General features: G+C 53.3%; 15 protein-coding genes. 11 read left to right on the forward strand and 4 right to left on the reverse strand.

Features of this window, described 5'->3' with window-relative positions:
- Positions 1 to 39 precede the first annotated feature (39 nt).
- Positions 40 to 2,481, reverse strand: a complete 2,442-nt coding sequence (gene fadE, locus NCTC9997_RS02685) for an acyl-CoA dehydrogenase FadE (protein ID WP_064977228.1) — start codon at positions 2,479 to 2,481, stop codon at positions 40 to 42.
- A gap of 213 nt (positions 2,482 to 2,694) precedes the next feature.
- Here fadE and lpcA point away from each other — a divergent pair, with 213 nt between their 5' ends.
- Both lpcA and NCTC9997_RS02695 read left to right on the forward strand, forming a co-directional pair.
- On the forward strand, positions 2,695 to 3,276 hold the full coding sequence (lpcA, locus tag NCTC9997_RS02690) for a D-sedoheptulose 7-phosphate isomerase (RefSeq protein ID WP_010862453.1): 582 nt from the start codon (positions 2,695 to 2,697) through the stop codon (positions 3,274 to 3,276).
- 124 nt (positions 3,277 to 3,400) lie between these two features.
- Positions 3,401 to 4,171 carry a class II glutamine amidotransferase gene (locus NCTC9997_RS02695; protein WP_064977229.1) on the forward strand — a complete coding sequence of 257 codons (771 nt, stop codon included), beginning with the start codon at positions 3,401 to 3,403 and terminating at the stop codon, positions 4,169 to 4,171.
- Positions 4,172 to 4,350: 179 nt separating this feature from the next.
- Here the strand turns inward: NCTC9997_RS02695 and NCTC9997_RS02700 are convergent, their stop codons facing one another.
- Entirely contained in the window at positions 4,351 to 4,953 is a 603-nt protein-coding gene (locus tag NCTC9997_RS02700; protein ID WP_010862451.1) for a peroxiredoxin C, read from the reverse strand.
- Positions 4,954 to 5,076: 123 nt separating this feature from the next.
- Between NCTC9997_RS02700 and NCTC9997_RS02705 the strand changes: the two genes are divergently transcribed.
- From NCTC9997_RS02705 to aceA, 3 genes are all read left to right on the forward strand, one after another.
- Positions 5,077 to 5,982 carry a hydrogen peroxide-inducible genes activator gene (locus NCTC9997_RS02705; RefSeq protein WP_039046701.1) on the forward strand — a complete coding sequence of 302 codons (906 nt, stop codon included), beginning with the start codon at positions 5,077 to 5,079 and terminating at the stop codon, positions 5,980 to 5,982.
- A gap of 571 nt (positions 5,983 to 6,553) precedes the next feature.
- Entirely contained in the window at positions 6,554 to 8,164 is a 1,611-nt protein-coding gene (aceB, locus tag NCTC9997_RS02710) for a malate synthase A (RefSeq protein WP_064977230.1), read from the forward strand.
- 63 nt (positions 8,165 to 8,227) lie between these two features.
- Positions 8,228 to 9,538, forward strand: coding sequence for an isocitrate lyase (gene aceA / locus NCTC9997_RS02715; protein ID WP_010862448.1), 1,311 nt, complete (start codon positions 8,228 to 8,230; stop codon positions 9,536 to 9,538).
- Between the two features lie 182 nt (positions 9,539 to 9,720).
- On the opposite strand, the gene NCTC9997_RS02720 is transcribed toward aceA, so the two are convergent.
- On the reverse strand, positions 9,721 to 10,242 hold the full coding sequence (locus NCTC9997_RS02720) for a CBS domain-containing protein (RefSeq protein WP_064977231.1): 522 nt from the start codon (positions 10,240 to 10,242) through the stop codon (positions 9,721 to 9,723).
- 230 nt (positions 10,243 to 10,472) lie between these two features.
- Between NCTC9997_RS02720 and NCTC9997_RS02725 the strand changes: the two genes are divergently transcribed.
- From NCTC9997_RS02725 to secF, 6 genes are all read left to right on the forward strand, one after another.
- Positions 10,473 to 11,483 (forward strand): trypsin-like serine protease, encoded by a 1,011-nt coding sequence (locus NCTC9997_RS02725; RefSeq protein ID WP_167550116.1) that lies wholly within the window; start codon positions 10,473 to 10,475, stop codon positions 11,481 to 11,483.
- Positions 11,484 to 11,548: 65 nt separating this feature from the next.
- Positions 11,549 to 12,595 carry a tRNA preQ1(34) S-adenosylmethionine ribosyltransferase-isomerase QueA gene (gene queA, locus NCTC9997_RS02730; protein WP_064977233.1) on the forward strand — a complete coding sequence of 349 codons (1,047 nt, stop codon included), beginning with the start codon at positions 11,549 to 11,551 and terminating at the stop codon, positions 12,593 to 12,595.
- 141 nt (positions 12,596 to 12,736) lie between these two features.
- A complete protein-coding gene (gene tgt, locus NCTC9997_RS02735; RefSeq protein ID WP_064977234.1) occupies positions 12,737 to 13,864 on the forward strand; it encodes a tRNA guanosine(34) transglycosylase Tgt in 1,128 nt (375 codons plus the stop codon).
- Positions 13,865 to 13,882: 18 nt separating this feature from the next.
- Complete coding sequence (yajC, locus tag NCTC9997_RS02740) at positions 13,883 to 14,218, forward strand: preprotein translocase subunit YajC (RefSeq protein ID WP_010862443.1); 336 nt, start codon at positions 13,883 to 13,885, stop codon at positions 14,216 to 14,218.
- 27 nt (positions 14,219 to 14,245) lie between these two features.
- Positions 14,246 to 16,105: a protein translocase subunit SecD gene (gene secD, locus NCTC9997_RS02745; protein ID WP_010862442.1), complete on the forward strand. Its 1,860-nt coding sequence runs from the start codon at positions 14,246 to 14,248 to the stop codon at positions 16,103 to 16,105.
- Between the two features lie 65 nt (positions 16,106 to 16,170).
- Positions 16,171 to 17,079 carry a protein translocase subunit SecF gene (gene secF, locus NCTC9997_RS02750; protein ID WP_052021520.1) on the forward strand — a complete coding sequence of 303 codons (909 nt, stop codon included), beginning with the start codon at positions 16,171 to 16,173 and terminating at the stop codon, positions 17,077 to 17,079.
- A 237-nt stretch (positions 17,080 to 17,316) separates the two neighbouring features.
- Here secF and suhB read toward each other — a convergent pair whose 3' ends face one another.
- Complete coding sequence (gene suhB / locus NCTC9997_RS02755; RefSeq protein ID WP_010862440.1) at positions 17,317 to 18,120, reverse strand: inositol-1-monophosphatase; 804 nt, start codon at positions 18,118 to 18,120, stop codon at positions 17,317 to 17,319.
- Positions 18,121 to 18,225: the final 105 nt, after the last annotated feature.

The following is an 18,225-nucleotide window of genomic DNA, read 5'->3' on the forward strand; positions in this document are numbered from 1 at the left end:
TTAAAACGTAGGGAACGGAACCCTTGTGGAGTGACCCGCTTAGCTTGTCGGCGCTTCGCTGGATGCCTGTTGACCTGCGGGTAATACGCGCGGATCAAAATCATCCACATTGATACTGCGCAGGCGTCCATGTTCGGCGCGGATCAGCAATTGCGCCTCTTCCTCGTGGATCACGCCCGCCTCCAAAGCGCGAGCCGCCAGTTTATCTAGCCCTGTGAATGGATACGCGGTATTAAAATGCTGACAAATCTTACGGAACAGCGGCTCGGCGTGCAGAATATCGCGCAGCGCTTCTTCCAACTGTCCCGCTGGGTTGCCTTCGATCGGCGCGAGATATTGACCGCGGCCTAAGCGATCACGGGTCGGTGATGGGGTTTGCAGTAACCGCGCCAACTGGTGATCCAATGCATCATCAGGTCGACGAGCACGCGCCCCTAGCGGCAGCAGGATCAAACGCAGCAGCCCAGCGATCGGACGTTGCGGCAAATTAGCCAGAATATCTAACAAGGCCTGTTCGGCTTGCCACAGGCAATCTTGTACCCCCCAATGCAGTAGCGGCAGATCGGCTTCCAGTCGGCCTTCGTCTTCAAAGCGCTTCAGTGCGGCTGAGGCCAAGAACAGTTGGCTCAGAATATCGCCCAAGCGCGCTGAAATACGCTCGCGCCGTTTTAGGCTGCCGCCAAACAATCCCATGCTGACATCCGATAGCAGTGCCAGATTGGCAGACAGGCGATTGATGCGCTGATAGTAACGCGCCGTATCATCGTGCACTGGGGCGGCGCTGGTGCGGCCATTGGTCAGGCCGAGCCACAGTGAACGGGCTAAATTGGTGCACACAAACCCGATATGGCCGAACAGGGCGTTGTCGAAATGCTCAGTAGCGAACGGCTCTTCTTCCATCACCGCCTGCATTTCGCGTAATACATACGGGTGGCAGCGAATCGCGCCTTGGCCATAGATAATCATGCTGCGGGTCAGGATGTTGGCACCTTCTACCGTGATGGCGATCGGTGCGCCTTGATAGGCTCGGGCCAAGAAATTGGACGGCCCCATGCAAATCCCCTTGCCGCCGACGATGTCCATGGCATCTATCAGGCAGCGCTGGCCGCGGTGGGTACAGTGATATTTGACGATCGCCGAGACCACCGCGGGCTTTTCGCCCAGATCGATAGCCGTGGTGGCTAAGGTGGCGGCGGCGTCCATCACATACACGTTACCGGCCAGCCGCGCCAACGGCTCTTCGATCCCTTCCATATGGCCAATCGGCATTTTAAATTGGCGACGAATGCGAGCATAAGCACCGGTAGCCAGCGCGGCGCTTTTGCTGCCACCGGTGGCGTTAGAGGGCAAAGTGATCCCACGTCCTACCGATAAGCACTCCATCAGCATGCGCCAACCTTGTCCGGCCATTACCTGACCGCCAATGATGTAATCCAACGGCACAAAGACGTTGTCACCACGTGTTGGCCCGTTTTGGAATGGCACGTTGAGAGGGAAGTGGCGGCGACCAATTTGTACGCCAGGTGTGTGGGTTGGGATCAGGGCGCAGGTGATCCCTAAGTCCTCTTCCATCCCCAATAAATGCTCGGGATCGTGCAGTTTGAACGCCAGCCCCAGCACGGTCGCAATCGGCGCGAGGGTGATGTAGCGTTTATTCCACGTCAGATAAATACCGACAATCTCTTCGCCTTGCCACTGGCCACGGCCAATAATGCCGGTATCAGGAATTGCGCCAGCATCAGAGCCCGCTTCCGGGCTGGTCAGCGCAAAACAGGGGATCTCTTCGCCACGGGCTAAACGCGGCAGATAATAATTTTTTTGTGCTTCAGTGCCGTAGTGTTGCAGCAGCTCACCGGGTCCGAGTGAGTTTGGCACGCCAACGGTAGAAGAGAGCACGCCAGATACGCCGGCCAATTTTTGCAGTACCCGCGCCTGTGCGTAGGCGGAAAACTCCAGCCCGCCATACTCTTTGCGGATGATCATGGCAAAAAAGCGCTGCTCTTTCAGGTATTGCCAAATCGGGGCGGGCAGGTCAGCCAATTCATGAGTGATTTCAAAATCACGCGTCATGCTGCACAGGGTTTCGACGGGGCCATCTAAGAAGGCTTGTTCTTCCGGACTTAGCTGCGGTTTTGGGTAGTTTTGCAGCAGTTGCCACTGTGGTTCACCGCGGAACAATTCCCCTTCCCACCAGGTGGTTCCCGCTTCAATGGCTTCTTTTTCGGTGCGAGACATGGCCGGCATGATATGGCGGAAGGTTCGCAGGATCGGGGCACTGATCCATTTTTTACGCAGGGACAGGAAGTTCAGTGGTAGCACCACAATAAGTACTGGGATCCACAGCCACAAGGTTTCAGGGGCGAGCAGTGCGCACAGCAAAGCCGAGCCAAGACAGATGCGACTGCTCAGAAGCAGAGGGATCCGGTGATAAGCCAAGGCACCGAGCAGGATCAGGCTCAGTACAATAAGAATCAGGGTCATGGTGCGCACTCCTTAATTTAGGTCAGAGGTCTGACCTGATAACAGGAATGTTTTAGTTCAAAATCAAACTGGCAGCAAGTCGTTTACATTGAAATTACAACAAACTGCTGCTGATTCGTTATCAGCCGTGTAACTGCCTGTATGCTTCTCGCCGTTGCAGCAATTGGTTACACTGCCAAGGATTCCGATAATAACTGACCTGAGGTTTTACCCATGTACCATGATCTGATCCGTGCGGAGCTGTGTGAAGCGTCTGAGGTGCTGAATAATTTTCTGGCCGATGAAAAGAACATTGCCAGCATTGAAGATGCTGCTCGTCTGATTGCCGATTCCTTCAAAGCCGGTGGCAAAGTCTTGTCATGTGGTAATGGCGGCTCGCACTGTGACGCAATGCATTTTGCCGAAGAGCTGACCGGTCGTTACCGTGAAAATCGCCCAGGTTATCCGGCGATTGCTATCTCTGATCCGAGCCATCTGTCTTGCGTGAGCAACGATTTTGGTTATGACTATGTATTCTCTCGTTATGTTGAAGCGGTAGGCCGTGAGGGCGATGTGCTGCTGGGCATTTCTACGTCCGGTAACTCGGGCAACATCATCAAGGCGATTGAAGCGGCGCGTGCCAAGGGCATGAAAGTGCTGACCCTGACCGGTAAAGACGGCGGCAAGATGGCCGGTAGTGCCGATGTTGAAATCCGTGTGCCACACTTTGGTTATGCGGATCGTATTCAGGAAGTGCATATTAAAGCCATCCATATCATGATCCAGCTGATTGAAAAGGAAATGGCTGGCGCGTAATGGCGTAGTTGGGCGTGCTGGGCCGGTATGGCGGCGTAGCTGTCGTGGTGCCGGCTCACTGATGTATCCAGTAGAGCGCAAAGATACCGCCGCCAAGAGTCAAGGGCAGGAAAGGAGACCGCGTATGTGCGAATTACTCGGCATGAGTGCTAATGTCCCTACGGACATCTGCTTTAGTTTTACCGGACTGGCGCGGCGCGGTGGGCAAACCGGCCCGCATAAAGACGGTTGGGGAATTACGTTCTACGAAGGTCGCGGTTTTCGCACCTTTAAAGATCCGCTCCCCAGTGCCAATTCGCGTATTGCGCAGTTGGTGCAAGACTACCCAATCAAATCTTGCGCGGTGGTCGCGCACATTCGCCAAGCTAACAGCGGTCCGGTGTCACTGGAAAATACCCATCCCTTTACGCGCGAGCTATGGGGGCGTTATTGGACTTATGCCCACAATGGCCAGCTTACCGACTTACCGGCGTTGGCTGATGGCCGTCAGCGCCCTGTCGGGCAAACTGACAGCGAACATGCCTTTTGCTGGTTACTCAATTGCCTTGAGCAACGTTATCCTGCGCAGCCGCAAGATTGGCCGGCCATGTTTGCCTACGTTGCGACCTTAGCCGCGCAGCTGCAACAGCGCGGGGTGTTCAATATGCTGCTGTCGGACGGTGAGTTTGTGATGGCTTATTGCGGCACTAAGCTGCATTGGTTGACCCGCCGTGCGCCGTTTGGCAAAGCCACCTTGCTGGATGAAGACGTGATGATTGATTTTCAGCAGCAGACCACGCCGCAAGATGTGGTGACGATCATCGCCACGCAGCCATTAACCCAAGATGAAGTGTGGCATCCGATGCAGCCGGGCGAGTATGGCCTGTTCCGCTATGGTGAGTGGTTAAATCGCTAACTGAATATAGGTGGTTACCGTTTGGGTGGTGATGCCTTATCATGGGGCAGAGGTCTGACCCATCTGACATTGTTTGTGATGAGGCATAGTCAGCCATCAAGCGCAGAAAAAAACGCTTATCCCAAGGGATAAGCGTTTTTCATTAGGTCAGTTTACACAGCTCTTGGGCTGCTTAGCGATTACAGATCGCCAGAGTTTTCTGCCAGGAAGCGAGCTACGCCGTCCGGAGAGGCTTCCATCGCTTTCTTGCCTTTTTCCCACTGAGCTGGGCACACATCGCCGTGCTCTTCGTGGAATTGCAGCGCATCAACCATACGCAGCATTTCATCAATGTTACGGCCCAGTGGCAGGTCGTTTACTACCTGATGACGCACAACGCCGTGCTTGTCGATCAGGAAAGAACCACGCAGAGCAACACCCGCTTCTTCCAGCTCAACACCGTAAGCGCGGCAGATGTCGTGTTTAACGTCAGCAACCAGTGGGTAACGAACTTCGCCGATACCGCCCTTGTCTACTGGGGTTTTACGCCATGCGTTGTGGGTGAATTCGGAGTCGATAGAAACACCAATCACCTCAACACCGCGTTTTTGGAACTCTTCGATGCGGTGATCAAAAGCGATCAGCTCAGAAGGGCACACAAAAGTGAAGTCCAGCGGATAGAAGAACAGAACGGCCGCTTTACCTGCGATGTGCTGCTTCAGGTTGAAATTATCAACGATTTCACCGTTACCCAGTACTGCTGCTGCAGTAAAGTCTGGGGCTTGACGTGCTACCAGAACCATAGCAACTCCCGTATTGATTCAGTTAGAGGTGATGAGAATATTCTCAGACAACGAGAATTAGTGTAGGGAAGATGGTACATTGAGGAAAGCGAAAAAAAACGATTGTTGTAATCGGATTTTACGATGAATAATAAATGGCCTTCCCTGAAACAACTGCATTATCTTGTTACCCTGCACGACGTGCGCCACTTCAACCGCGCTGCCCGAGCCTGTTACGTTAGCCAGTCTACGCTAAGCAGCGGCATTCAGAGCCTAGAAGAACGGCTGGGATGTACATTAATTGAACGGGATCACAAATCCTTTATCTTCACCCCCAGTGGCGAAGAGGTGGTTAAACGCGCCCGTGAACTGTTGGCGCGGACATTAGATTTGACCGATTTTGCCGCTAGCCAAACGGCTGAAATGGAAGGGCAGTTGCGGGTCGGCTGCATTCCAACCATTGCCCCGTTCTTGTTGTGTGATTTGGTCAAACAGGTGCAACAGCGCTATCCCAAACTGGAGTTGGTATTGCGTGAAGATACCACTTCGGTGCTGATTGATGCGCTCAAAGGCGGTCAGCTGGATGTCTTGCTGTTGGCGTTACCGGTGGACATTCATGGCTTGCACAGCCGGATCGTGGGTCGTGATAAGTTCAAAATGGTGCTGCCCAAAGCGCTGGCTAGCCAATTGCACATGCCATTGGATTTCAATCAGCTGCCGGATGGCTCGGTGTACTTGCTGGAGCGCGAGCATTGCTTGACCGAGCATGCCTTAACTGCCTGTCATCTGGCTTACAGCGATAAAATCAATCCGTTTACCGCCACCAGTTTGCATACCTTGGTACAAATGGTGGCCAATGGGTTGGGCACCACCTTTGTGCCGCAAATGGCCATTCGCCAAGGGCTAGTACAAAATCTGGATCTGGTGATCACCGATCCGCCTCATGCGCCGGCCTACCGTGATATCGGTTTGGTCTGGCGACCGAGCTCCAGCCGCGTTAATACCTTCAGCAAGCTCGGCGAGATAGTCGGTGAGCTGCTAAACGAATAAAAATCCTGTTGTTTACCTTTACGGCGCAGCAATCCTCTATGCTGGCCGTTGGGCATTTTATTATTCGATGTGCTCGCCGCCGGTATTTACTTTCAGTCAGCCGGTTTCAGGTTTTTATAGCCTGAAATCGGTGTTGTTCACATTGGTTCGATTTTTTCTCTATAACCCCGCGTTTCGTTGGCTTTTTTTCTTTTCCTGTCCGAGTCTTTTTGTATTACGCCGTCGTGTACGCGACTGGTGTGTTAGTGTTTTGTAATAAAATAACTGAAAGACTTTCATTTTTGGTGGTGGGACACGAGAAGCAAAAACGGAAGTCTCTCCCTTTTTAGAGCAATGACTTTATAGGGATATTCAGCATATTCATTTTTTTATCTCGCTGAGCTGAAACCATTTTTCAGCAAATTCAAACGATAACTTAAAACGCGATGTTGATTTTTTGTTATCGATTGGTCATTTTGTTGCCATAGGGACACGTCATAATCAGCAGCACTGGCTCAGTAATTCGAGCGGTGTATCAGCTTAAGCAATACCGGGTGAGTGGTTGCTAATTTACAAATGATAAGGAAAGGGTATGAGCGGACAACACAATACTTCGGCGCAGCACCCGCTGCTGACCTGTACTGAGCCTCTGACCGCAGAGCAGCAGGCCATCCTTACCCCACAGGCATTGGATTTTCTGGCCGAGCTGGTGACCCGTTTCGCCCCGCAGGTACCGCAATTGCTGGCGGCCCGTGAAGCGTTCCAAGCGCAGATTGATGCCGGTGCATTGCCTGATTTTCTGCCTGAAACCGAGCACATTCGCGAAAAAGCCTGGACTATCCGTGGCGTGCCTGCCGATTTGCGCGATCGCCGCGTAGAGATCACCGGCCCTGTTGAACGCAAAATGATCATCAATGCCTTAAATGCCAACGTTAAAGTCTTCATGGCGGATTTCGAAGACTCCTTGGCTCCGGCGTGGGATAAAGTGATCCAAGGGCAAATCAACCTGCGCGATGCAGTGGATGGCACCATTGAATATCGCAGCGAAGAAGGTAAATCCTACCGACTCAATGCCCATCCGGCGGTGCTGATTTGTCGGGTGCGGGGCTTCCATCTGCAAGAAAAACATATGCGCTATCAAGGCGAGCCTATTCCCGGCAACCTGTTTGATTTTGCACTCTACTTTTTCCATAACCATCAGCGTTTGCTGGCCAAAGGCAGCGGCCCGTATTTCTACCTGCCGAAGATGCAGTCATATCACGAAGCTGCATGGTGGAGTGAGGTGTTCAGTTTCGCCGAAGATCATGTCGGCTTGGCGCGCGGCACCATCAAAGCGACGGCCTTGATCGAGACTCTGCCTGCCGTGTTTCAGATGGATGAGATCCTATATCACCTGCGAGACCACATTGTCGGCCTGAACTGTGGTCGTTGGGACTACATCTTTAGCTATATCAAAACACTGAAAAATCACCCCGATAAAGTCCTGCCAGATCGCCAAGTGGTGACCATGGACAAACCGTTCTTGAGTGCCTATTCGCGCCTACTGATCCGTACCTGTCATCGCCGTGGCGCATTTGCCATGGGCGGTATGGCGGCCTTTATTCCAAGCAAAGATCCGGCGCGTAATGAGTGGGTGCTGAATAAAGTGCGCGCGGATAAAGAGCTGGAAGCCGGTAATGGACATGACGGCACGTGGGTAGCCCACCCCGGCCTTGCCGATGTGGCGATGGCAGTGTTCGACCGCGTACTCGATGGCCGCGCCAATCAACTGGATGTGCGCCGCGAGCATGATGAGCCGGTCACTGCGGCGGATTTGCTGCAACCTTGTGAGGGCGAGCGTACCGAAGAGGGCATGCGCGCCAATATTCGAGTGGCGGTGCAGTACATCGAGGCGTGGATCTCCGGTAACGGCTGTGTGCCCATTTACGGTCTGATGGAAGATGCGGCTACCGCTGAGATTTCGCGTACCTCAATTTGGCAGTGGATCCGGCACCAAAAACGCTTAAGTAACGGCAAGTTGGTGACCAAAGCTTTGTTCAGCGCCATGTTGCGCGAAGAGCTGGCGACCTTACGTGATGAGTTAGGCGCCGAGAAATATGATACAGGTCGCTATGAGGAAGCGGCGGCCTTGATGGAGCAAATCACGGTATCGGATGAGCTGGTCAACTTTCTGACTTTGCCTGGCTACCGTTATCTGAACTGAGTAATGGATTGTAAAGATCCGATAAGCGCCTGACATGAGAACGAAATAAGAGGGAGTTTGACCATGAGCATGACACGCGAACAGCAGATCGCTGCACTGGAAAAAGACTGGAAAGAAAACCCGCGCTGGCAAGGGATCCGCCGTCCTTACACTGCGGCGGAAGTGGTGAACCTGCGTGGCTCGTTTGTGCCTGAGCATTCACTGGCGCAGCGTGGAGCCGAGAAACTGTGGCGTCTGGTCAACGGCGAAGCCAAGAAAGGCTATGTCAACAGTCTGGGCGCGCTGACCGGTGGTCAGGCGGTGCAACAAGCCAAAGCGGGCATCGAAGCGGTGTACTTATCTGGCTGGCAGGTGGCGGCAGATGCCAACTTAGCCTCATCCATGTACCCAGATCAATCACTGTATCCGGCTAACTCTGTGCCAGCGGTGGTGCAGCGTATCAATAACTCCTTCCGCCGCGCCGATCAAATTCAGTGGGCGAACGGCATTGGTCCGGGGGATGCCGGTTATACCGATTATTTCCTGCCCATTGTCGCGGATGCAGAAGCCGGTTTCGGCGGCGTGCTGAATGCGTTTGAACTGATGAAATCGATGATCGAAGCGGGCGCCGGTGCGGTGCACTTTGAAGATCAGTTAGCGTCGGTGAAAAAATGCGGCCATATGGGCGGCAAGGTGCTGGTACCAACCCAAGAAGCGATCCAAAAGCTGGTGGCCGCACGTTTGGCGGCGGACACCTGCGGCGTGCCAACTCTGCTGGTGGCGCGTACCGATGCCGATGCGGCGGATCTGCTGACTTCGGATTGCGATCCGTATGACAGCGATTTTATTACCGGTGAGCGTACCAGTGAAGGCTTCTACCGTACTCGCGCCGGCATCGATCAGGCAATCAGCCGTGCTCTGGCTTATGCGCCGTATGCAGATATGGTGTGGTGTGAAACGTCTAAACCGGATCTGGAGCAAGCGCGTAAGTTTGCCGACGCGGTGCATGCTAAGTTCCCAGGTAAATTGCTGGCGTATAACTGTTCGCCATCGTTTAACTGGAAGAAGAATTTGGACGACGCCACTATCGCGCGCTTCCAACAAGCGCTGTCAGACATGGGCTATAAATACCAGTTCATCACGCTGGCGGGGATCCACAGCATGTGGTTCAACATGTTCGATCTGGCCCATGCTTACGCACAGGGCGAGGGCATGCGTCACTACGTGGAAAAAGTGCAGCAGCCGGAGTTTGCCTGTGCCGACAAGGGCTATACCTTCGTGGCGCACCAGCAAGAGGTGGGCACCGGTTACTTTGATAAGGTGACCAACGTGATCCAAGGCGGTCAGTCATCAGTGACTGCGCTGACGGGCTCAACCGAAGAAGATCAGTTCTAAGGTGAGGCCTCCTCTCTGCGGGTAATGCGGCAGTTGGGATACGGAAAAACAGGCTATACCGAAAATCAAACCTAAAACGAAAAGGAGAAGCATAGGCTTCTCCTTTTTTGTGTATTTTCTTTGTGTGCTTTCGCTGGAACAGTCGTTTGAATTGAGGCGTCGATAATCCTGCAACGCCGGACTTACTCGTCGCCGTTATTGGTACGCACCTGTGGAGTAAGATCAACGGATAAGCCATTGAGGCTGTCGTCATCCAACTCATCTTGCTCTGGCGGATCGGTTTCCTCTTCCAGCTCCAGCAGATGAATCGCCACCGCCACGAAATCGGAATCGGTAATGATCCCCACCAGTTTGCTTTGTTCGGTAACCGGCAGACAGCCGATCCGGTGTTTAAACAGGATCTGCGCTGCGGCGCGAATACCGGCATGCAGATCGATAGTCAGCACTCGGGTTCGCATCAGCTCGCCAAGCTGGATCTCATTCTCCTGCTCAATGCGCCGATTCTCGCTTAACGACAGTAGGCAAGATGTCTGCGCCGCCAGAATGTCGCGCTGGGTGATCAGCCCGATTAATTGCATCTCGTCATCCACGATTGGGATGTGCCGGATCCTGTGCTGAGCCATCAGCACGCGGGCATCGGTGAGACTGTTATCAGCCCGCAAAGTGTACGGATTAGATGTCATGATATCGCCGATAAGCAGCATGATAGCCCTCCTCCGGATTTAACTGCGCATACCGCAACCGTAACGCAACACAGGAAAAATGCCTGCGAAGTGAATCAAATATCCTTTAACAATCTCGCCCAAGCCGAGAAAGATTGCATAAACTCGCGGTGAGTGTTTTTTAACCGTATCGCAGAGTGCAGGATAAGTACAGGCAGGGACGAAGGATGGGGTGTCAACATACACGGGCAATCAACAACGGGTGCATCAGCATGTTGGCTATGCTGATGTTAGGCATGACGCCAGCGCAGACGTTCGCACAAACAGTTACTCCAGAAGCGCCGAGCGTACGGGTGATTGGCGGGCAAGATGTCGCTTCAGTACATACCTACCCGTGGATGGGGTTGCTGCAGGTGCGTAAAACCACTGCGGATCAAACCAGCCAATTGCTGTGTGGTGCCTCGTTTATCAATTCTGGTTGGGTACTGACCGCTGCCCACTGTGTGGCGGATAAAACGTGGCTGGCCGGAGCCAGCGATGTCAGTGTATTTGCCGGTCAGGTGGATAAAGACCGTTTTACACCTGCCGATGAGCATCCTGCAGCGCAAGTGTATGTGCACCGTGACTACAATCCTGATAGCCAGCTGAATGACATTGCGCTGATCCGGTTATCGGTCAGCTATACCGGTGGCACATTGGCGTTAGCCAATGAAGCGCAATCTCAGCATGCGTTGGTTACACCACAAGGTTTGCGCATTCTCGGCTGGGGCAAAACGTCGAATAGCGCGACCCAAGGCAGTACCGTTTTGCAAACGGCACTGTTAAATCCTATCGATGCGCAAGTCTGCCAGACGGCATGGCCGGGATTACCCGATAGCGCGTTTTGTGCGAAAGGGGATGAGGTCAGTGCGGGTTCAGGGCAATATGTGGATAGCTGTTTTGGTGACAGTGGCGGCCCACTTATCAGTGAAACAGGCTCCAGTGTACAGGTCGGGATTGTCAGTTTCGGTACGCAAAATTGCGGCACTAACGTCCCCTCGGTGTATACCCGCATCACCTCGTATTTGAGTTGGATCAGCGGAATTCAAGATGGCAGCATTACCGAGGTGTATGCACCCAGTGGCGGTAGCGGCGGTGGTACCGTTACGCCGCCGACCACCGATAATTGCCAGATTGGTGGCGGGATCGAGTGTGGCCCCGGTGAAGGTGGTGGCAGTTTCCCGCTGTGGATCGCCCTGTTTTTGCCGCTGATTTATGTTTTACGGCGAAGAAAGCACGCATAACAACTTGAAGACACCGGCAGGCGGCTCTAGACTAGCCGCCTGTTTATCTCTGCCCGGTGTTGGTTATGCGAGTTGCTGATTTTTCCTTTTCCCTGCCTGAAACGCTGATTGCGCGCTATCCGCAACCTGAGCGTACTTCTAGCCGCCTGTTGTCATTAGACGGCAATAGTGGCGCGTTAACCCACGGCACCTTTGCCGATGTGGTCGACAAAATTCAGCCTGGCGATCTGGTGGTCTTCAACAATACTCGGGTAATTCCGGCGCGTATGTTTGGCCGTAAAGTCTCTGGCGGTAAGCTGGAAGTGTTGGTTGAACGCGTACTGGATGACAAACGTATTCTGGCGCATGTGCGCGCGTCGAAAGCACCGAAGCCGGGTACTGAGCTGTTGCTGGGCGAAGATGAAAGTGTGCGCGCTACTATGCTGGCGCGTCACGATGCGCTGTTTGAAATCGGTTTTGATGACGAGCGCAATGTCTTTGCTATTTTAGATGCGATCGGCCACATGCCGCTGCCGCCGTATATCGACCGTCCGGATGAGGACAGCGATAAAGAGCGCTATCAAACCGTATACAACAAAAAGCCCGGTGCGGTGGCTGCACCGACCGCCGGTCTGCACTTCGATGAGCAGTTGCTGGAAAAACTGCACGCCAAAGGCGTGGAGTTTGCTTTTGTCACTTTGCATGTCGGCGCGGGTACCTTCCAACCGGTGCGCGTTGATACCATTGAAGAGCACCACATGCACTCTGAGTACGCCGAAGTGCCACAAGAGGTGGTGGATGCTGTACTGGCTTGTAAAGCGCGTGGTAACCGCGTAATTGCTGTCGGCACTACCTCGGTGCGTTCACTGGAAAGTGCGGCACGCGCCGCCGGCGAGAGCGCCATCATTGCGCCGTTCCATCGTGATACCGATATCTTTATCTATCCTGGTTATCAATTCAAAGTGGTGGATGCACTGATCACCAACTTCCACCTGCCAGAATCTACCTTGATTATGTTGGTGTCTGCCTTTGCTGGTTATGAGCATGTCATGCATGCTTATCAAGAAGCTGTGGCGAACCAATATCGCTTTTTCAGTTATGGTGATGCGATGTTTATCACGCGTCAGGCATAATTGAGCAATAAGGCCGACGTGGGCGCTACTGCATACCGTCAGCGGGCGCGACGTCTGGCCGGATAATATGAACCTTTCCACAATCCTGTGGTCATTGTCACCGGACGTTATCAGACTGTTTCTCTGATGCGGGGAGAAAAAATGAAATACGAATTAATCACCACCCAAGGTAATGCCCGTCGTGGCCGCTTGGTTTTTGAACGCGGAACCGTGGAAACCCCGGCTTTCATGCCGGTGGGAACTTACGGCACAGTGAAGGGGATGACCCCTGAAGAAGTGCAGGAAACCGGTGCCCAAATTTTGCTGGGTAACACCTTCCACCTGTGGCTGCGTCCAGGTCAGGACATTATGCGTAAGCATGGCGACCTGCATGACTTCATGAAGTGGCCAGGCCCAATCCTGACTGACTCGGGTGGTTTCCAAGTATTCAGTTTGGGTGATATTCGCAAGATCACCGAGGAAGGCGTGCATTTTCGCAATCCAGTAAATGGTGACAAGATATTCCTAAGCCCTGAAAAATCAATGGAAATCCAGTATGATCTGGGTTCCGACATCGTCATGATTTTTGACGAATGTACGCCATACCCGGCGGATTGGGATTACGCCAAGCGCTCGATGGAGATGTCTTTGCGTTGGGCCGATCGTTGCCGTAAGCACTTTGACCAACTGGGCAACAAAAATGCGCTGTTTGGTATTGTGCAGGGTAGCGTGTATGAAGATCTGCGCGACATCTCCGTGAAAGGCCTGACTGAAATCGGCTTTGACGGCTATGCCGTAGGTGGTCTGGCGGTGGGCGAGCCAAAAGAGGATATGCACCGCATTCTGGAGCATACTTGTCCTCAGCTGCCGCAAGACAAACCACGCTATCTGATGGGTGTGGGTAAGCCTGAAGATCTGGTAGAAGGGGTTCGCCGCGGTATCGATATGTTCGACTGTGTGATGCCGACCCGAAATGCGCGTAACGGTCACTTGTTTGTTACGGATGGCGTGGTAAAAATCCGTAATGCCAAGTATCGTGATGACTTGTCGCCATTAGACGCAGAGTGTGATTGCTACACATGTCGCAATTATACACGCGCCTACTTGTATCATCTGGACCGTTGCAACGAAATTCTCGGTGCTCGTTTGAATACCATTCACAATTTGCGTTATTACCAGCGCTTAATGGCCGGCATCCGTCAGGCAATTGAAAACGGTAATTTCGATACGTTTGTGACTGAGTTTTATACGCGTATCGGAAAACCTGTTCCACCTTTGAACCACAAATAAATAGAGGAATATTCACCGATGAGTCTGTTCATTTCTGACGCTTATGCGGCCGCCGGTGCCCCGGCACAAGGAAGCAGCCTGCAGCTGATTTTTATGCTGGTAATTTTTGGCCTGATTTTCTATTTCATGATTTACCGCCCACAGGCAAAACGCACCAAAGAACACCGCAACCTGATGGAATCCATCAGCAAAGGTGATGAAGTGCTGACTAACGGTGGCCTGATCGGTCGTGTGACTAAAACCAGCGCAGAATCCGGTTATCTGGTGATCGCTCTGAATGACACCACCGAAGTAACCATCAAGAAAGACTTCGTGACTGCGGTACTGCCAAAAGGCACGATGAAGTCCCTGTAATTTCCATACTTCCCTAAGGGGACCGTCGTGTTAAACCGTTATCCTTTGTGGAAGTATCTGATGGTGGCCTTCGTGGTCACCATCGGTGCGTTATACGCACTTCCAAATATTTATGGCGAAGACCCGGCAATCCAAATTTCGGGTGTTCGTGGCGCGTCAACCGACATGCAAACGCTGGACAAGGTTAAAGACCTGCTGGCGGAGAAAAAACTTCCGGTTAAAGCCATTGCTCTGGAAAACGGCACCGTTCTGGTACGCTTCAAAGATACCGATGAACAGCTGGCTGCCCGTGATCTGGTGGCGGACGCGCTGGGAGACAAATTCACTGTAGCCCTGAACCTGGCACCTTCCACCCCGCGTTGGTTGGAAGATATCGGTGCTAACCCGATGAAACTGGGTCTGGACCTGCGTGGTGGTGTGCACTTCCTGATGGAAGTGGATATGGATGCCGCCATGGGCAAACTGCAGGAGCAAACTGCAGACAGCTTCCGTTCTGAACTGCGTGAAAAACGCATCCGCTATTCTTCCGTGCGTAAACTGGACTCCGGTACTGCCGTGGGCGCTGTTGAAGTGCGCTTCCGCTCCCCTGAAGAGCTGACTGCGGCACTGGACTACCTGCAACCGCTGCACCGTGATCTGACCTTCACCGCGATGGGTGATACCGCCTTTATCGCGCAGCTGAGCGAAGCGCGCCTGAAAGAAGCCCGTGAATACGCGGTACAGCAAAACATCACTATTTTGCGTAACCGTGTGAACGAGCTGGGTGTTGCCGAGCCAATTGTGCAGCGTCAAGGCGCGAGCCGGATTGTGGTGGAGCTGCCAGGTATTCAAGATACGGCGCGCGCCAAAGAGATCTTGGGTGCTACCGCGACGCTGGAATTCCGTTTGGTGAACAACCAAGCCGATCTGCAAGCGGCAGTCAGTGGCCGTGTGCCTGGTGACTCCGAGCTGCAGTACATGCGTGATGGTCGCCCAGTTCTGTTGTACAAGAAAGTGGTACTGACCGGTGACCATATCACCGATTCCAGCTCCAGCTCTGACGAGTACAACCGTCCGCAGGTGAACATTTCTCTGGACAGCGAAGGCGGCACTAAGATGGCCAACTTCACCAAGGACAACATCGGTAAACCGATGGCGACCTTGTTCAGTGAATACAAAGACAGCGGCAAGCGTGACGCTAACGGCAAAGTGATTTTGGTCAAGCATGATGAAGTCATCAACATGGCGACCATTCAGTCCCGTTTGGGCCGTAGCTTCCGTATCACCGGTATTGATAGCCAAGCCGAAGCGCATAACCTGTCGCTGCTGCTGCGTGCAGGTGCCTTGATTGCGCCAATCCAGATCGTTGAAGAACGTACCATCGGCCCATCTTTGGGTGCGCAGAACATTCAGCAAGGTCTGGATGCCTGTATGTGGGGTCTGGCGGCGGTGGTGATCTTCATGGGTATTTACTATCGCAAGTTTGGTCTGATTGCGATCAGTGCGCTGCTGGCTAACTTGGTGCTGATTGTCGGTATCATGTCTATGCTGCCGGGGGCGACGCTGACCATGCCGGGGATTGCCGGTATTGTGTTGACCGTGGGGATGGCGGTAGACGCCAACGTACTGATCTTTGAGCGGATCCGCGAAGAGATGCGTAATGGCCGCTCGGTGCAGCAGGCGATTAACGAAGGTTACAGCAATGCGTTCTCCAGTATTGCCGATGCCAACGTGACCACCCTGATCACCGCGCTGATCCTGTACGCAGTCGGTACGGGTCCAGTGAAAGGCTTTGCCATCACCTTGAGTATTGGTATTGCGACCTCAATGTTCACGGCGATCATCGGTACCCGTGCGATCGTGAACTTCCTGTACGGCGGCAAGCGCATTACTAAGCTGTCTATCTAAGGAGTACAGACGTGGTCACTGAAAAACGTAATAACCCGGATAGCCAGCCGAAGGTGCTTGATTTCATGCGTCTTGGCCCGGCGGCGTTCGTGTTCTCTTTGATCCTGATGATTGCCTCAATTGGCATCATCGTCAAAAACGGCTTTAACTGGGGGTTGGACTTCACCGGCGGTACGCTGATTGAAGTGACTTTCTCCAAGTCGGCCGATTTGGGTCAAGTGCGCGATGAACTGCAAAAAGCCGGTTTCGACAACGCCATTGTGCAGAACTTCGGTACTTCCCGTGATGTTATGGTGCGTATGCCACCGAAAGATGACATCAAAGGTGAAGAGCTGGGTCGCCGCGTACTGACTGCTATCCAGCAAGGGGTAGATGCGCAGGCGCAGGTACACCGTATCGAGTTCGTGGGTCCAAACGTGGGTAGCGAGCTGGCGCAAGCCGGTGGTATGGCCATTTTGGTTTCCCTGCTCAGCATCCTGATTTACGTTGGGATCCGCTTTGAGTGGCGTCTGGCGGCGGGTGCGGTATTGTCACTGGCACACGACGTGTTGCTGACTCTGGGCGTGCTGTCGCTGTTCCACATTGAGCTGGACCTGACTATCGTGGCATCGCTGCTGTCGGTGGTGGGTTACTCACTGAACGATACCATCGTGGTATTTGACCGGATCCGGGAGAACTTCCGTAAGGTGCGTCGTGGTACGCCACGCGATATCCTGAACCTCTCCCTGACGCAAACCCTGAGCCGGACCTTGATGACCTCCGCCACTACGCTGGTGGTTGTTCTGTCACTGTTCGTGTTCGGTGGTGCGCTGATCCACGGTTTTGCGACCGTAATGCTGATCGGGATCCTGATTGGTACTTACTCTTCTATCTACGTAGCGTCCGCGCTGGCCCTGAAACTGGGCGTCAAACGCGAACACATGCTGCAGCCAGTAGTGGAAAAAGAAGGTGCCGATATGGAGCGCATGCGCTGAGTTAACACCTCGTATTGAAAAAGCCGCATCCTTGGATGCGGCTTTTTTTATGCCTGAATCTGTGGCTCCAGCTGTAAAGCGGTGGGGGATACGAGTGGATAGCTGCATGTCCTGCGTAGCTTATGTCTGGGTAGCCGATTCGATGGGCAGCAACAAAAAAAGCCGCTCATGAGAGCGGCCTTTTGTCGTTATGTTCGCGTATGTTAGACGCTAAGTACGGGTAAACCGTACTGGCGATTAGCGCTTCAGCGCTTCGCTCAGCTCGTCACGCATGCAAGACAGCATCGCGCGAACAACACGTGGATTACCGGCCACGGTGTTACCGGTCAGCAGGTGGTTGTGGCCACCAACGAAGTCACAAACCAGACCACCGGCTTCACGTACCATCAGCTCACCGGCTGCGGTGTCCCATGGCTTCAGACCGATTTCGAAGAAACCGTCTACACGGCCAGCAGCAACGTAAGCCAGATCCAGCGCTGCAGAGCCGGTACGACGCATATCAGCGCACTGTGCGAACAGCGCTTTCATGATATCCATGTAGGCATTGGTGTGTTGCTTAGCTTTGAATGGGAAGCCTGTGGCCAGTACGGTGCCAGTTAAGTCTTTGGCATCGCCTGCACGCAGACGGTAGCCGTTCAGCTGAGCGCCGCTACCGCGAGTGGCGGTAAACAGTTCGTTGCGGATTGGGTCATAAACCACTGCCACTTCAGTACGGCCTTTGATGCGCACTGCAATGGAAACAGAGAAATGAGGAATACGTTTGATGAAGTTGGTGGTGCCATCCAGCGGATCGATAACCCATTGAACGTCTTGATCTTCACCAAGTTGCTCGCCGCACTCTTCACCATAAATGGTGTGCTTTGGATAGGATTTCTTGATGGTATCAATGATGACTTTTTCAGCTGCTTTGTCGACGTTGGTGACAAAGTCATTCGCACCCTTCTGGGTTGCCTCAACAGATTCTGGTTGTTCGTAAGCTTTGGCAATAACGTTACCAGCCTTGCGCGCAGCACGCACGGCAATGTTCAGCATCGGATGCATAGGTCTCTTCCGGTGGATGTTGTTAAAGAACGGGAAAACGGTGGCGGAGTATAGCAAAGGCGTAAGCAAAAGGGAACGGTTGTTTTTTATCCAGTCGGTTTTGTG

This window comes from Plesiomonas shigelloides, assembly GCF_900087055.1.
Classification (GTDB): Bacteria; Pseudomonadota; Gammaproteobacteria; order Enterobacterales; family CAMTGL01; genus Plesiomonas; species Plesiomonas shigelloides.

Excerpts from the sequence above, each read along its gene's own strand:
- fadE (WP_064977228.1), bottom strand. The coding sequence starts at position 2,481 with ATGACCCTGATTCTTATTGTACTGAGCCTGATCCTGCTCGGTGCCTTG.
- NCTC9997_RS02720 (WP_064977231.1), bottom strand. The coding sequence starts at position 10,242 with ATGCTGCTTATCGGCGATATCATGACATCTAATCCGTACACTTTGCGG.
- yajC (WP_010862443.1), top strand. The coding sequence starts at position 13,883 with ATGAGTCTGTTCATTTCTGACGCTTATGCGGCCGCCGGTGCCCCGGCA.
- queA (WP_064977233.1), top strand. The coding sequence starts at position 11,549 with ATGCGAGTTGCTGATTTTTCCTTTTCCCTGCCTGAAACGCTGATTGCG.
- NCTC9997_RS02725 (WP_167550116.1), top strand. The coding sequence starts at position 10,473 with ATGTTGGCTATGCTGATGTTAGGCATGACGCCAGCGCAGACGTTCGCA.
- secF (WP_052021520.1), top strand. The coding sequence starts at position 16,171 with ATGCGTCTTGGCCCGGCGGCGTTCGTGTTCTCTTTGATCCTGATGATT.
- aceA (WP_010862448.1), top strand. The coding sequence starts at position 8,228 with ATGAGCATGACACGCGAACAGCAGATCGCTGCACTGGAAAAAGACTGG.
- lpcA (WP_010862453.1), top strand. The coding sequence starts at position 2,695 with ATGTACCATGATCTGATCCGTGCGGAGCTGTGTGAAGCGTCTGAGGTG.
- tgt (WP_064977234.1), top strand. The coding sequence starts at position 12,737 with ATGAAATACGAATTAATCACCACCCAAGGTAATGCCCGTCGTGGCCGC.
- suhB (WP_010862440.1), bottom strand. The coding sequence starts at position 18,120 with ATGCATCCGATGCTGAACATTGCCGTGCGTGCTGCGCGCAAGGCTGGT.
- aceB (WP_064977230.1), top strand. The coding sequence starts at position 6,554 with ATGAGCGGACAACACAATACTTCGGCGCAGCACCCGCTGCTGACCTGT.
- NCTC9997_RS02705 (WP_039046701.1), top strand. The coding sequence starts at position 5,077 with ATGAATAATAAATGGCCTTCCCTGAAACAACTGCATTATCTTGTTACC.
- NCTC9997_RS02695 (WP_064977229.1), top strand. The coding sequence starts at position 3,401 with ATGTGCGAATTACTCGGCATGAGTGCTAATGTCCCTACGGACATCTGC.
- NCTC9997_RS02700 (WP_010862451.1), bottom strand. The coding sequence starts at position 4,953 with ATGGTTCTGGTAGCACGTCAAGCCCCAGACTTTACTGCAGCAGCAGTA.